Source organism: Paraburkholderia atlantica, assembly GCF_009362785.1.
GTDB classification, from domain to species: Bacteria; Pseudomonadota; Gammaproteobacteria; order Burkholderiales; family Burkholderiaceae; genus Paraburkholderia; species Paraburkholderia atlantica.
Map to the genome: position 1 here is coordinate 95,057 of NZ_WHNQ01000010.1, position 14,198 is coordinate 109,254.

General features: G+C 65.8%; 16 protein-coding genes. 5 read left to right on the forward strand and 11 right to left on the reverse strand.

What is annotated here, in order from left to right:
* Position 1: 1 nt before the first annotated feature.
* The 8 genes from GCT19_RS16795 to flgB form a co-directional block, all read right to left on the reverse strand.
* Positions 2 to 1,171, reverse strand: coding sequence for a flagellar basal body P-ring protein FlgI (locus tag GCT19_RS16795; protein WP_152852568.1), 1,170 nt, complete (start codon positions 1,169 to 1,171; stop codon positions 2 to 4).
* 2 nt (positions 1,172 to 1,173) lie between these two features.
* Positions 1,174 to 1,872: a flagellar basal body L-ring protein FlgH gene (gene flgH / locus GCT19_RS16800; protein WP_026228107.1), complete on the reverse strand. Its 699-nt coding sequence runs from the start codon at positions 1,870 to 1,872 to the stop codon at positions 1,174 to 1,176.
* Between the two features lie 29 nt (positions 1,873 to 1,901).
* Positions 1,902 to 2,690: a flagellar basal-body rod protein FlgG gene (gene flgG, locus GCT19_RS16805; protein ID WP_013090877.1), complete on the reverse strand. Its 789-nt coding sequence runs from the start codon at positions 2,688 to 2,690 to the stop codon at positions 1,902 to 1,904.
* Between the two features lie 56 nt (positions 2,691 to 2,746).
* Positions 2,747 to 3,505 (reverse strand): flagellar basal-body rod protein FlgF, encoded by a 759-nt coding sequence (gene flgF, locus GCT19_RS16810; protein ID WP_013090878.1) that lies wholly within the window; start codon positions 3,503 to 3,505, stop codon positions 2,747 to 2,749.
* Positions 3,506 to 3,522: 17 nt separating this feature from the next.
* The gene (locus tag GCT19_RS16815) at positions 3,523 to 5,037 is read right to left on the reverse strand and encodes a flagellar hook protein FlgE (RefSeq protein ID WP_152852569.1); all 1,515 of its coding nucleotides are present in this window, start codon (positions 5,035 to 5,037) and stop codon (positions 3,523 to 3,525) included.
* 43 nt (positions 5,038 to 5,080) lie between these two features.
* Complete coding sequence (locus tag GCT19_RS16820) at positions 5,081 to 5,788, reverse strand: flagellar hook assembly protein FlgD (RefSeq protein WP_018432512.1); 708 nt, start codon at positions 5,786 to 5,788, stop codon at positions 5,081 to 5,083.
* A gap of 10 nt (positions 5,789 to 5,798) precedes the next feature.
* On the reverse strand, positions 5,799 to 6,224 hold the full coding sequence (gene flgC / locus GCT19_RS16825) for a flagellar basal body rod protein FlgC (RefSeq protein WP_013090881.1): 426 nt from the start codon (positions 6,222 to 6,224) through the stop codon (positions 5,799 to 5,801).
* Between the two features lie 128 nt (positions 6,225 to 6,352).
* Positions 6,353 to 6,853: a flagellar basal body rod protein FlgB gene (flgB, locus tag GCT19_RS16830; protein ID WP_018432510.1), complete on the reverse strand. Its 501-nt coding sequence runs from the start codon at positions 6,851 to 6,853 to the stop codon at positions 6,353 to 6,355.
* A gap of 218 nt (positions 6,854 to 7,071) precedes the next feature.
* Between flgB and flgA the strand changes: the two genes are divergently transcribed.
* From flgA to GCT19_RS16855, 5 genes are all read left to right on the forward strand, one after another.
* On the forward strand, positions 7,072 to 8,553 hold the full coding sequence (gene flgA, locus GCT19_RS16835) for a flagellar basal body P-ring formation chaperone FlgA (RefSeq protein ID WP_152852570.1): 1,482 nt from the start codon (positions 7,072 to 7,074) through the stop codon (positions 8,551 to 8,553).
* A 162-nt stretch (positions 8,554 to 8,715) separates the two neighbouring features.
* Positions 8,716 to 9,075, forward strand: a complete 360-nt coding sequence (gene flgM / locus GCT19_RS16840; protein WP_321576816.1) for a flagellar biosynthesis anti-sigma factor FlgM — start codon at positions 8,716 to 8,718, stop codon at positions 9,073 to 9,075.
* A 94-nt stretch (positions 9,076 to 9,169) separates the two neighbouring features.
* Positions 9,170 to 9,616 (forward strand): flagella synthesis protein FlgN, encoded by a 447-nt coding sequence (locus GCT19_RS16845; protein WP_013090885.1) that lies wholly within the window; start codon positions 9,170 to 9,172, stop codon positions 9,614 to 9,616.
* A 290-nt stretch (positions 9,617 to 9,906) separates the two neighbouring features.
* Positions 9,907 to 10,089 carry a type II toxin-antitoxin system HicA family toxin gene (locus GCT19_RS16850; RefSeq protein ID WP_013090886.1) on the forward strand — a complete coding sequence of 61 codons (183 nt, stop codon included), beginning with the start codon at positions 9,907 to 9,909 and terminating at the stop codon, positions 10,087 to 10,089.
* The gene (locus GCT19_RS16855; RefSeq protein ID WP_013090887.1) at positions 10,086 to 10,496 is read left to right on the forward strand and encodes a type II toxin-antitoxin system HicB family antitoxin; all 411 of its coding nucleotides are present in this window, start codon (positions 10,086 to 10,088) and stop codon (positions 10,494 to 10,496) included. Before GCT19_RS16850 ends, GCT19_RS16855 begins: the two co-directional genes overlap by 4 nt.
* A 94-nt stretch (positions 10,497 to 10,590) precedes the next feature.
* Here the strand turns inward: GCT19_RS16855 and GCT19_RS16860 are convergent, their stop codons facing one another.
* From GCT19_RS16860 to flhF, 3 genes are read right to left on the reverse strand one after another with little or no spacing between them, the layout of a single operon-like run.
* Positions 10,591 to 11,325, reverse strand: a complete 735-nt coding sequence (locus tag GCT19_RS16860; protein WP_013090888.1) for an RNA polymerase sigma factor FliA — start codon at positions 11,323 to 11,325, stop codon at positions 10,591 to 10,593.
* Between the two features lie 30 nt (positions 11,326 to 11,355).
* Positions 11,356 to 12,225: a MinD/ParA family ATP-binding protein gene (locus GCT19_RS16865; RefSeq protein WP_026228106.1), complete on the reverse strand. Its 870-nt coding sequence runs from the start codon at positions 12,223 to 12,225 to the stop codon at positions 11,356 to 11,358.
* Positions 12,218 to 14,194: a flagellar biosynthesis protein FlhF gene (gene flhF / locus GCT19_RS16870; protein ID WP_152852571.1), complete on the reverse strand. Its 1,977-nt coding sequence runs from the start codon at positions 14,192 to 14,194 to the stop codon at positions 12,218 to 12,220. The genes GCT19_RS16865 and flhF overlap by 8 nt, the downstream gene beginning before the upstream one ends.
* Positions 14,195 to 14,198 lie beyond the last annotated feature (4 nt).

Consider the following 14,198-nt stretch of genomic DNA (forward strand, 5'->3'; position numbering starts at 1 on the left):
CTTAGATGATTTCAAGGTCGGCGCGCAAAGCACCGGCTGCTTTCATGGCTTGCAGGATCGACATCAGATCCGCGGGCGTCGCGCCGAGCGCGTTGAGCGCCTTCACCACCTCGGCGAGGTTTGCTCCGGCATTCACGAGTTTCAGCGCGCCGTTGTCCTGCTTCATCTGGATCTGCGACTGCTGCGCGACCACGGTGCGGCCGTTCGAGAACGCGCCCGGCTGGCTCACCACCGGCTGCGTATTGATCACGACCGACAGATTGCCGTGCGCGACCGCGCAGCTCTGCAGCGTGACCATCTGGTTCATCACGATCGAGCCGGTGCGCGCGTTCAGGATCACCTTCGCGGCCGCCTGCCCAGGGCGCACTTCGAGGTTCTGCAATTGCGCCATGAACGAGACCTGCTGCTGCGGATCGGCCGGCGCGCGCAGCTGGATCGTGCGGCCGTCGAGCGCGGTCGCGGTGCCGCTGCCGAACGCGTTGTCGATCGCCGCCACGACGCGCTGCGTGGTGTCGTAGTCCATGTCGTTCAGGTCGAGCTGCATCATGCCCGCCTGCGATACCGCGGTCGGCACCGCGCGCTCGACGATCGCGCCGCCGGTGACGCGCCCCGCGGCCAGCTGGTTGACCTGCACCTTGCTGCCGTTCGCGCTCGCGCCCGCGCCGCCCACGGCGACGTTGCCCTGGCCGAGCGCATACACCTGGCCGTCGGCGCCCTTGAGCGGCGTGAGCAGCAGCGTGCCGCCGCGCAGGCTCTTGGCATTGCCGAGCGACGACACGGTGATGTCGATCGCTTCGCCCGGCCGCGCGAACGGCGGCAGCACCGCGGTCACCATCACGGCGGCGACGTTCTTCAGCTGGATGTTCGACAGCGACGACTGCGAGTTGCTCGAACCCGCAGCCTGGTTGTTGATCGAGATGCCGAGGTTCGCGAGCATGTTCGCGAGCGTCTGCGTCGTGAAGGGCGTCTGCGTGGTCTGGTCGCCGGTGCCGTCGAGGCCGACCACGAGGCCGTAGCCGATCAGCGGGTTGTCGCGCACGCCCTGGATCTGCGCGAGGTCCTTCAGACGCTCGGCATGCGCTGGCGTCGCGGCCGGCAGCGCCGCGCAGGCGAGCGCGACGAACATCATTGCGCGGCCCGCGCGCGACAGCGTGTCGAAAACAGTACCCATGATCACCACGGCGCCACGTTGAGGAAGAACCGCTGCAGCCAGCCCATGGTCTCCGCTTCGTTGATGTAGCCCTTCGCGGAGTATTCGATTTTCGCGTCGGCGACCTGGGTCGAGTACACGGCATTCAGGCTCGAAATCGTGTTGGGATTGACGACACCCGAAAAGCGCACGAACTCGTTGCCCTGATTGATCAGCATCTGTTTCTCACCGCTCACGATCAGGTTGCCGTTGGCCTGCACGCCGGTCACGGTCACGGTGATCGTGCCGTTGAACGTGTTCGACGCGTTCGCGCCGCCAGTACCGGCAAAACCGTTGGCGCCGGCTGCGCTCAGGTTGGTCTTGGCGAACAGTCCGCTGAGAAAGCCAGCGGTCGGCACGCTCAAGTTCGTGCTGCCATTGCGACTCGCATTCGCGCCCGAGTTTTTCGTTGCGTTGATGTTCTCGGCGATCACGATCGTGATGATGTCGCCCACGTTGCGCGGCCGCTGATCTTCGAATAGCGGACGGCCCGCGTAGCCCGGGTTGTAGATCGAGCCCGGCGCCTGCGCCTGCGGCGGCACCGGCGGCAGCGCGGTCATCGGCTGTTGCGTGATCGGTTGCTTCGGCACGAGCGCGCAGCCGCCGAGCGCGGCGAGCAGCGTGAGCTGCACGAGCGCCTCGGCCGTGCGCGAATGAACCGGAGTGCGAGTGGAATGCGACATCATCGTTTACCGCCTTAAATTTCCAGTCCTCAAACCGGCATCTGGCTCAAGGTCTGCAGCATCTGGTCGGAGGTCGTCACGGCCTTGCTGTTGATTTCGTACGCGCGCTGCGTCTGGATCATGTTCACCAGCTCCTGCACGACGTTCACGTTCGACGCTTCCACGTAACCCTGGTTGAGCGTGCCGGCGCCGTTCAGACCCGGTTGCGCCACGTTCGGCGCACCCGACGACGCGGTCTCCGCGAACAGGTTCTCGCCCTTCGAGTCGAGGCCGGCCGGGTTGATGAAGGTCGCGAGCTGCATCGTGCCGAGCTGCTGCGTGTTGCTCGAGCCGGCCACGGTGATCGACACGGAGCCGTCGCTGCCGATGGTCAGCGAGGTCGCGTTGGCGGGAATCGTGATCGCCGGAATCACCTGATAGCCGCTCGACGTGACGAGCTGACCCTGCGCGTTGGTCTGGAACGAGCCGTCGCGCGTGTAGGCAGTCTGGCCGTCGGGCATCTGCACCTGGAAGAAGCCCGCGCCGTTGATCGCGACGTCCTTCGAGTTGCCGGTCTGCTGCAGGTTGCCCTGCGTGTACAGACGCTCGGTCGCGACCTGTTGCACGCCGGTGCCGAGCTGAATGCCGGACGGCAGTTCGGTTTGCTGCGTCGAGTTCGCACCCGGCTGGCGGATGGTCTGGTACAGCAGGTCCTCGAACACCGCGCGCGAGCCCTTGAAGCCGTTGGTGCTGACGTTCGCGAGGTTGTTCGAGATCACGTCCATCTGCGCCTGTTGCGCATTCATGCCGGTAGCGGCGATATACAGTGAGCGGTTCACTTATGGTTCTCCAAAAGTCGCGGAGCGCGCCTCGTAAGGCGCCCCGTGGCAATCCGTTAGCTGAAGCTGAGAATCTGGTTGGCGGACTGATCGTTCTTGTCGGCGTTTTGCAGCAACTGCGTCTGCATCTGGAACTGGCGCGCGTTGGTGATCATCGAGACCATAGCGCTGACCGGATTCACGTTGCTGCCTTCGAGCGACGCCGGCGCGAGCGTCACGGTCGGATCGGCGTCGGCGGGGTTGCCGTCGGCGGTGCGAAACAGACCGTCATCGCCGCGCGTGATCGACTGCGGATCGGGATTGACGAGCTTCAGCTGATCGATGGTGACGACCGCGGTGGGCGGATCGCCCGGCGTCAATGCCGTCACCGTGCCGTCCTTGCCGATCGTGATCTGCGCGCCCGGCGGCACCGATACCGGCCCGCCGTTGCCGAGCACGACCTGATTGGTCGCGTTCACGAGCTGGCCGTTTTCGTCGATATGCAGATTGCCCGCGCGCGTGTACGCCTCGTTGCCGTCGGCGGTCTGCACCGACAGCCAGCCGGCCCCCTGAATCGCGACGTCGAGCGGATTGCCTGTCTGCTGGATCGGCCCCGGCGTGAAGTCGGCGCCCGGTGTCGACGACAGCACGAAGGTGCGGGTCGTGTTGTCGTTGATCGTGCTGCCGTCGCCGAACGACATCGGCACGGCGCGGTAGGTTTCGAGCTGCGCGCGAAAGCCCGTGGTCGATGCGTTCGCGAGGTTGTTCGCGACGATCGCCTGCTGTTCGAGCGCTTGCGCGCTGCCCGACATCGCGGTGTAGATCAGCCGATCCATGAAGAGGTCCCGTTGGCTTACAGGTTGATCAGGGTCTGGTCGACGGCCTGCTGGGTCTTGATCGTCTGCGCGTTCGCCTGATAGTTGCGTTGCGCGGTGATCAGGTTGACCAGCTCGCTCGTCAGGTCGACGTTCGAGTTCTCGACCGCGCCGCCTTGCAGCACGCCGTGATTGGTCGAGCCCGGCGTCGAGATCTGCGCGACACCGGAGGCCGACGTCTGGCCGTACTCGTTGTTGCCGAGGTTGACGAGGCCGTTCTGGTTCGCGAAGTTCGCGAGCACGATCTGGCCGAGCGCCGCGGTCTGGCCGTTCGAGTAGTTGCCGGTCAGCGTGCCGTCCGCACTGACCGTGAAGCTGGTCAGCTGGCCTGCCGCATAGCCGTCGGTGGACAGGCTGTTCACGCCGTTCTTGCCGCCGTACTGCGTGGTGCCGGCCATGTTCAGCGTGACGTTCTGCGGCGTGCTAGAACCGTCGGTGTTCGGGATCGACATGGTGAACGCGCCGAGCGTCGCGGTCGCGAGGCCGGTCGCCGCGTCGGTCGTGCTGACCAGCGTGCCCGACGAATTGAAGTTCGCGGTGCCGATCAGCGAAGCGGTGCCGTTCGACGGGCCCGCGTACACGTTCCACGTGCCCGATCCCGTCTTCGCGAAATACATGTTGACGGTCTGCGAGCCGCCCAGCGAGTCGTAGACGGTCGTGCTCGTCGAGTAGTTATAGGTCGACGAGCTGTTCTGGCTGAACGTGGTCGGGTTCTGCGTGACCGAGTAGCTGTCGCCGGTCGCCGGCGTGCCGGTGAACGTGATGCTCTCGCCGTTGCCGAGCGTGATCGCGGTGCCGTCCGTGTAGGGCTGCGACGCGCTGGTCGTGCCGAGCGTGTTGTCCGTGACCGTGTAGGTGGTCGGGCTCGTGAAATTGATCGTGTACTGGTCGGTGTTGGTGCCCGCGCTCGCGTCGGTGATCGTCGCGCCGGTCGTTTTCGCCGAACCGGTGTTCGTGGCGCCGGCCGTCACGGTCGGCGCGCCGAGCATGATGTCGTCCTGCGCGTTCAGGTTCAGGCCTGCGGTGATCGAGGTGGTCGACTTCGGCGCGATGTTGGCGGTCGGCACGGTCAGTGGCACGGTCTGCGCGGTGTTGATGATGCCCGCGCTACTGGCCGCATAACCCATCAGCTGCAAGCCCTGCGCGTTCGTGATGAAGCCGTTCTTGTCGAGCTGGAACACGCCGTTGCGCGAATAGACCAGCGTGCCGTTGTCCGACAGCTGATAGAAGCCGTTGCCGTTGATCGCGACGTTCAGCGCCTGATTGGTCGTCGTGATGGTGCCTTGCGAGAACTGCTGCTGCACTTCGGAGAGTTTCGTACCGATGCCGATTTGCTGGCTAGTCGCGGTCGCGACCGAATTGGCGTACATGTCGGCGAATTGCGCGGTGCCGCTCTTGAAACCGACGGTGTTGGCGTTGGCGATGTTGTTGCCGATCACGTCGAGATCGCTCGACGACGCCGACAGACCGCTCAAACCTGTTTGATAACTCATGACGTACTCCGTATCTGGAAAGTCGTAACTGGATCGGTCCGGACTACAGGATCGCGGCGACGCTGGTCAGGCCGATCGTCGAGCCGTTCGACAGCACGAGGCCCGGTGTTCCGCTGCTCTGCTGGACGATGCCTTGGACCGTCGCGCTGGTGAGCGTGGTGGCCGTCGCCTGCTGGCCGTTGATCGTGCCGGTCGCGGTAATCGTGTAGGTGCCGTCGGGCAGCGCGTTGCCGGACGTGTCGGTCGGTGTCCAGCCGACCGGAATCGTGCCGGCCGACTGCTTGCCGAGATCGAGCGTGTTGACGATCGTGCCGGCCGAGTTCTTCACGACGATCTGCAGGTCGCTGACGGCATTCGCGAGCGTGACGCCGAACGCGTTCGCCTTGCCGCTCGACACGGTGACCGAGTTGCCCGGTGCGAGCACGGTCGAGCCGATCAGCAGCGCGGACTGCGCCTGCTGGCTGGCCGACAGCTGCGTCGATAGCGAGGTCAACGACGTATTGAGGTTGCTGATGCCCTGCACCGTGCTGATCTGGGCAAGCTGCGAGGTCATCTGCGAGCTGTCCATCGGATTGGTTGGGTCCTGGTTCTTCAACTGCGCGACGAGCAGTTGCAGGAAGGTGTTCTGCAGGTCCGCGGCCGAAGTGCCCGAGGTGCCGCTCGTCGAGCTGCTGCCCGTGCCGTTCATCGTGTCGAGCAGCGTCTGCGAAACGGTCGTGCCGTTGCTGCCGATCGTGGTGTTGGTGGTCAAGGCTCTCTCCTCAGGTTCCGATCGTGAGCGTTTTCAGCATCAGGGTTTTGGCCGTATTCAGCGTTTCGACGTTGGCCTGGTACGAACGCGAGGCCGAGATCATGTTGACCATCTCCTGCACCGGGTCGACGTTGGGCAGCGTCACGTAGCCGTTCGCGTCGGCGGCCGGATTGCCGGGGTCGTACGCGGTCTTCATCGGCGACGGATCGTCGACCACGCCGGTCACCCGCACGCCGCCGACCTGCTGGCCGGAGCGCGTGCGCGCGCCGCCGATCGGATTCACCGCGAATATGACCTGCTTGGCCTTGTACGGCTGACCGTCGGGGCCCGTCGTACTGTCCGCGTTGGCGAGGTTCGACGCCGTCACGTTGAGCCGCTCCGACTGCGCCGACATCGCGGAACCCGCGACACCAAAAATATTCATCAGGGATGGCATGTTTCCTGACCTCTCCTGCCGGTTCGCACCGGCTTCACGTTAAGTCCCGTAGCGTTTCTGTTCGTGCGTGCATGCTGCCTGTGTTCAGCCGCTATGCGCGCTGCTCGTGCGGCGTACTCGTGCCCGGCTTACGACGAGCCCGACGTGATCGCCGACAGCATCGTCTTGATCTGGTTCGACACGACCGTCATACCCGACTGGAAGTGCACCGTGTTGTCGGCAAACTGCACGCGCTCGACGTCGACGTCGACCGTGTTGCCGTCGAGCGCCGGCTGCAGAGGCATGCGGTATTGCAGGTTGCCGTAGTCGTCGGGGCTGCCGCCCGTCGCGGTCAGCCTGGCCTTGCCGCTCATGTGGCCAGTCTCGGTCGTGTTCATCGACATGCCGCTCGTCACGCCGGCGGGCTGCGCCATCGCGAGCGTCGAGTTGTTCGATGCACCCCGTCCGGCGGTGCTGCCGCCCGTTTTCTTCAGCGCGCCGGCGAGCGACGACGCAAAGTCGATATCGCGCGCCTTATAGCCGGGCGTATCGGCGTTCGCGATATTCGACGACAACAGTTCCTGCCGGTATGCGCGTACATCCATCGCCTGCCGGCCGAACGCGAATTCGGCATCGAGTTTGTCCAGCATCGGAATCTCCCGAGAACGTTTCCAAGGCCGTCCCGTGTGCGCATCGTGAAAGACACGCGGTGGGGGCGAAGGCCTTTTTGCATGTGATGCATCTTATGGGCCGGGCGCAAGCGGCAATCGGACGAATAACCGGGAAAGGGGGCTTCTATTCAACGTTTGCGCGAAAGGGGTGCTCACTAGAATGCAAGGCGTACCGATGCATTCGATGGAGACCCGCGATGGACCAGCCCACCAACACCTTGCCGCAGCGTGCGAGCGGCACGACGATGGGTCGCGTCGGTGGCCGCGGGGCCGATGAGCGGGTCGATGGTCCGGAAGGCGCGCTCGCGCAGCCGCTGCCGCGCTCTATCTCGCGATGCGTTGCGCGTTGCCTGACGCGGGTGGTCGTCAACGTCGCCGTATGGGTTGCGGGCGGCATCGTGTTGCTGCCGGCGACGACCAAGGCGCAGGATGCGGCTGGCCCGATCGTGATTGCGGGGCCCGCCGAGAAAAATCCCGCCGCGCTGAACGATCTCGCGCAACGGATTCAGACGCCGGCGCAGCGCAGCGCGTCGGCGGCGTCGCTGGCGGCGGCGACCGCGCAGTCGCTCGGCCGCGCACCCGCGTCGCGCGACACCGATACGTTCAGCCGTGCGGCGAGCGCAAGCGGCGCGATCGTCGTTCCGGGCGCGGGCGAGCCCGCATCTGCCGCGCCGGCAATCATCCGCACCAACTTCAAACCGGACGCCAACGGCGTCGTGACGATTCCGCCGGCGGCCAGCACGGGAGCATCGGGCGTCGCGCGCGTCAATGTCGAAGCGGGCCCGGCCGCCAGCGTCGCGAATTCGCGCGCGGTTGCCGCGAATCCGCCGCAAGGCGATGGCTTCGACAGTCTCGCGGCACGCGGCGAGCCGCCCGAGTTCGGCGCCAATGGCAAGCCGGTCGCGGCCGCTGCCGCGCAGCCGGCCCGTCCCGCGAGCGCGAGAGTACCCGCGACGTCGCCGGGCGCGCGCCAACCAGCCGCCACCACCGCCATCGCACAAAGAACGCCGCAGACCGCTGCGGCCGCGACGCCGGCCCAAGCCGCGCCGCTGCCCGGCCAGCAGGACCCGGAAGCGATCCATGCAGCCGCGCTTGCGTTCCTGAAACAGCAGGCCGCCGGCCTGCCCGGCAAGGCCGACATCACGGTCGCCTCCGCGTTTCCGCGCGGCCTCGCCGCGTGCACGTCGCTCGAACCGTTCATGCCGAGCGGCGGGCGCTTGTGGGGTCGGCTGACGGTCGGCGTGCGCTGTGCGGGCGAGCGGCCGTGGACCATTTATCTGCAGGCGCGCATCTCGCTGCATGCGACCTACTACCTCGCCGCCCGCGCGATGGCGCCGGGCGAAGTGCTCACGGCCGCCGACCTCGTCGCGCGCGAGGGCGATCTGACCGGCCTGCCGCAGGCGATCGTCACCGACCCGTCGCAGGCGGTCGGTTCGGTGTCGCTGGTACGGATCTCGGGCGGCATGCCGCTGCGCCGTGACATGCTGAAGAACGCGTCGGCGGTCGTGTTCGGCCAGACCGTGCGGGTCGTCGCGGCCGGCGACGGTTTCTCGATTTCGTCCGAGGGCAGCGCGATGAACAACGCGTCGCCGGGCCAGCAGGTGCGCGTGAAGACCCCGAACGGTCAGATCATCTCCGGCATCGTCAAGGACGGCGGCACGGTCGAGATCCAGATGTGAGCGGACAGACGGCAGCCGTCGGCGATGCGGTGGCGACGGTAGACAGCCGGGTATTGAAATGGGCAGATGGCCGCCTGCTTGCGGGCCGGGTGTCGCGCGATTGCGCTAAAGTTTTGATCAGCAGTTGCCGTTATCAGGATCAAATCGTTAGGGAAGCCAATCGTGAAAGTCGATCCCACCACCTCTTCGAATCTGCCGTCGTTGAAAGACGCTTTGTCCCGTTCGCAGCAGAGCGGCGAAGCCACGCCGGCAACCAGCGCAACGCAGGGCGCGGCGGGCACGGCCGCGCCGGCCGCGAGCAGTTCGTCGGGCGACGCGAGCGTGAGCCTGTCGGGTCTGTCGCAGCATCTGCGCAGCCTCGCGGCCTCCGGCGCGGCCGACATCGACACCGCGCACGTCGAGTCGATCAAGCAGGCGATCAAGGACGGCACGTTGCAGATCGACTCCGGCAAGATCGCCGACGGCGTACTGCAGACGGCGCGCGATCTGTTGCAGAACAAGACCTCGTCGACCGGCAACTGATCGGCATTTCGCCGCGCGGTGATCTGCCGGGCGGCGTTCGACCAACGCGGTTCGCGCATCGTTCGCGAGCCGGTGTGCGTAGCGAGTTGTTGACATGAAAGACGCCCTGGTTGCTACCCTGATCGAAGAATATTCGACCGTCGAGGCCTTCGCCTCGATCCTCACTCTCGAAACCAAAGCACTGACGACGGTCTCCCCCATGGAGCAGTTGCCCGCGATCGTCGAGAAGAAAACCGAGCTGATCGGCGTGCTCGCGAGGCTCGAAGCCGCGCGCGACGCGCAGCTGACCGAACTCGGCTTTCCGACCGGCTGGTCCGGCATGGAGCTAGCGGCGAGCACGGACGCGCGCATCGCGACGCAATGGACGCTGCTGCAGAAAGCCGCGGATCGCGCGCGGCGCGTCAACACCAACAACGGCGAGCTGATCCGCGTGCGGATGGACTACAACCAGCGCGCGCTAAAGGCGCTGCAAGTCAACGTGCCGCGCAAGACGAATCTGTATGGGCCGGATGGACGCGTTCCGGCTTATTCGGGACTTTGATCGGCCCGCCTGCCCGGCCTGCAATTGAGCAATATCCGAAATGAATGAAGAGGCCCGTCAATGACGGGCCTCTTCGTTTTTCGCCACCGCTTTTTCATCCACGTCCCTGCGCTACGCGCGCCGCGTTAGCCATTCGGCTAGCTGGCGCTAATACACCTCAGCACGTTGAAATGGTGACTTCGTTCGAGCTTTCGCCAATGCCGCGGCTTCGTCGCGGCCGTACATCGACAGGCAAAAACTTGTTTGCCAGTTGGTTTGTGTAGAGGTGTGTATAATGGAGGGTATGATGTATGAACAGTGCCGAGGTCGTGAAACTGATTCAAGCAAATGGCTGGCAGCTCGTCCGCATAGCGGGCAGTCACCATCATTTCAGGCACGCGGGAAAACGGGGGCTCGTCACCGTTCCCCACCCGAAAAAAGATCTGCCGGCCGGCACCCTGAACAGCATTCTGAAACAGGCGGGGCTCAAATGAAGCATCTGATCTTTCCGATCGCCATCGAACCCGGGGACAACACGCACGCGTTCGGCGTCGTGGTGCCCGATATCCCGGGCTGCTACTCCGCGGGCGACACGCTCGAACAAGCGTATGTGAACGCGAAAGAGGCGATCGAATCGCATCTCGAAACCTTGCTCGACGAAGGGTTGCCGCTGCCCGAGCCGCTCACGCTCGGCGAGCATCGGCGCAATCCCGAGTTCGAGGGGTTCACATGGGGTTTCGTGACAACGCGCAATATTCCGGCGTTGAAGAAGGCCGTCCGCATCAATATCTCGCTGCCCGAGGTGCTGGTGCAGGAGATCGACGCGTACGCACAGGCGCGCGGCATGTCGCGCTCGGCGTTTCTCGCGCTCGCCGCCGAGCATGAGATGGCGGACGCTTGAGCAACGCAAGGCGGCGCAGGCGCGCATCCCCATCGGCGCGCTGCCGCGTCTGGCCGGCAACGCTTGAAAAGCGGCGCGCCGCCCCGCGGTGGAGTCAGTTCGTTTCTGCGTTCGCCCAGGCCATTTCGCGCAGCCGGGCGCGCAGGCGTGCCACCGCCTGACTGTGCAACTGGCACACGCGCGATTCACTGACTTCCATCACCGCGCCGATCTCGCGCAGATTCATGCCGCGCTCGTAGTACAGCGACATCAGCAGCTTCTCGCGTTCCGGCAAGCGGTCGATCGCTTCGATCAGCGCGGAGCGCAAGCTGTCGTCGAGCAGCGCCGACAGCGGATCGGAATGATCGACGCAGTAGCGGTCCAGAAAAGGTTCGTCGTCGGCGGAGCGGTCGAAGTCTTCGTAGTAGATCAGCTGGCTGCCGTGCAGGTCCTGCAGCATCGACTGATATTCGTCGAGCGGCATTTGAAGGTGCTCGGCGACCTCCGCCTCGCTCGCCGAGCGGCCGAGGTTCTGCTCCACCTTGTGCACCGCAGTTTCCACTTCGCGCGAGGTGCGGCGCAAGCTGCGCGGCAGCCAGTCGTTGCTGCGCAGCTCGTCGAGCATCGCGCCGCGAATCCGCTGGCTGGCATAGGTCTCGAACTGCGCGCCCTGGTCTTCCTTGTAGCGGCCGGCAGCGTCCAGCAGGCCGATCATGCCGGCCTGGATCAGGTCGTCGAGATCGACGCTCGCCGGCATTTTCGCGACGAGCTGCAAGCCGAGTCGACGCACGAGCGGTGCGTACTTCGTCAGAACGTCGGCCTGAGAAATCTTTCCCTGAGCGTTGTACATCGTGCTCCCCTTATCCTTCGTGCACGCCTTTTAAGCGTGATGCGCGGACGGTTGGTCGGCGTGGTGCGCCGCTGTAACTGTCGCAGGCGCCCGCCAAGGCGTTTGCGACGACATCGCTGGCCGCATCGGCCAGTACTGCAATTCGGCGGCGAGATGGCGGAAGTCGCGCGCGGCCGGGGTCGACGGAAACGCGTCGACCACACAGCGCGACAGCTCGAGCGCGCGCGCCATGCGCACGTCGGCCGCGATGCAGCCGGCGTGTTCCAACGCGACGGTCAGGTAACGACCGGCCACGCCGGCGAGCTTCGCGAACGCGGCTTGCGCGTCGTTGGTGCTTTGCACGTGATTCGCGAGCACGCGCAACTGCGCGATCGCGTGCGCGTAATGCAACCGCTTGATGCACGCATACGCGTCGGTGATCGCCTCGCCCGACATGCGCGCGACGATCATCACGTCGTGCGCCTGTTTCGCAAGCGACGACAGATGCCCTTCAACATCGAGCTGCGCGTCGATCAGCACGATGTCGGCCGAACCGCCGAGCAACACGCCGAGTTCGGCCTCCGTGTGTCCCTCGCGGTTGTTGCGCGACGCGGCCAGCACCGAAAAACCGAGCGGGTGACGCGCGGCGGCGAAATCGACCGGCGTGTCGCCACGCATCACCGCCGCGAAGTTGCCCGCGCCGCGCAAGCCGCCAAGCATCGCGCTCACCGAGTTCTCACCGACGCATTCGTCGATCACCAGCACGTCCTTACCCTGCTGCGCGAGCGCCGCGGCGAGATTCACCGCCACGGTCGTATTGCCGACGCCCGACGAGGCGCCCGCCAACGCGATCACGCGCGCACCGCCGCGCGCGAGCATCCGCCGTAACCCTTCGGCTTGATCTGAACCGAACTTATCCAAAGCGAACCTCGTGCAGCTCGGCCGTCGAACGTGCGGACAGCGAGGACAGCAAAGCAGGGATGTCGTCGTCGTGCGGCACGAACGGCGAGTTGTCGCGCGGAATGCAGAAGGTGCTCTTGATCAGGAATTTCTTCGTCGCGACGTACAGGTTCTCCGGCACCTTCTGTCCGGTCGACACGTAATGCACCGGCAGCTTGTAGCGGATCACCGTATCGAGCACGCCGCCGAGGTTGGTCGCTTCATCGAGCTTGGTCAGGATGCAGCCGGCGAGCGGCTGCTGGTCCGGCGCGCGCTGATAGGCCTGCACGACTTCGTTCAACGTGTCGCCGTGGCTCGTCGCGTTGAGCAGCAACAGACGCTGCACCGGCTGACCGGCGCGGCTCAGCATTGCGATCTGGTCGGACACGAGGCGGTCGCGCTGACTCATGCCGATCGTGTCGATCAGCACGATGTGCTTGTTGCGCAATTCGGAGAGCGCGAGTTGCAGATCGGCGCTGTCCTTCACCGCGTGCACCGAAACGCCGAGAATCTTGCCGAAGATGCGCAGTTGCTCATGACCGCCGATGCGGTAGCTGTCCGTCGTCAGCAGCGCCACCTTGCTCGCGCCGAAGCGCATCACGCAGCGCGCGGCGAGCTTCGCCGTGGTCGTCGTCTTGCCGACGCCGGTCGGCCCCATCAGCGCGAACACGCCGCCGCGCTCCATCAGCGCGTCTTCGTTCTCCATCACCGGCAGGTTCGATTCGAGCACCGAGCGCACCCAGTCCATGCCGCCGTCCATCGTGTCGACGGCTTCGGGCAGGTTGTCGACCAGCATCTGCACGAGCTGCGCGGAAAAGCCGGCGGCGAACAGATGCTTGGTGAGCGCGGCGCGCGCGGGACTGCGGCGCTGTCGATCGCCCCACAGCAGACCCGCGAATTGCTCTTCCATCATGTCGCGCATCGACGACAGCTCGTTCATCACGGTGTCCTTGACGACCTGCTCCATGCGCCCCTTGATCGCTTCGGCGACGGCGGCCGGCGTGCGGCCTTCATCGCTGGAGGACGCCGGCGCGATCTTCTGCGCGGTGCGGCGCGCGGCGACTTCGGCGGCTTCGCGTGCCCAGTCGGGCGTATCGATCACCGGCCGCGCGTCGACCGCGCTGCCGAGGCCTTTGGCGGTCGCGACGGCGGGCGTCATCGCGGCGGGACGCGCGCTGTATTGACCGTCCTGTTGCTGCTGCTCGGCCGCGATGCGGCGCGCGTGATCGATGAGCCACGGATTCGATTCGGCCATCGTGCGCGGCGCGGCGGCCTCGCTCGATGCGACAGCCGGCGGTACCGGCACGCCGGCGGCCTTCAGCAGATCCGCGCGGATGTCTTTCGACAGGCGCGTGGCCGCGGCGCGGGCGCTCGCGCCGGAAGTTGCGGCAGAAGCGGGCTGGCTCGCTACGGGCGCGGCGCCTGTCGCGCTGGCCGCCGGCGCGCCGCTCGTACCCAGCATCGCCGGACCAGCTGGCGAATTGGCGGGCAACGAGGCAGATGCTGCTTCACTCGCGGACAGCATGTCGGCCGCCTGGCTGACTGCAGAATTGAGCGCCGTCTTGTTCGCCGAGCCGCCCATGAGATCCGCGGCCGCATTCGCCGGCTCGTTCGCCGTCATCGCTTCGGCACCCGCTTCGGGGCTCGCGCCGAACACCGACGAAAACACGTCCGGCATGGCGCTCGCATACGGATTCATCGGCGCCGCGGACAAGCCGCGCGGCCCCCCAGTCGATGCCGCACCCGAGCCCATGCCTAGCGCCGCAGCCTGCGCGCCTTCGCGCGCTTTCGGCGTGAGCGCGGCGAGGTCGCTGTCGGCGAGCGCGACGATTTCGACGCTGCCGTCGTCCATCGTACGATTCGACAGCACGACTGCATCGGGGCCAAGTGCTTCGCGAACGAGACGCAACGCATCGCGACTGGTAGCACCGACAAATTTACGAATGTTCAAGCTG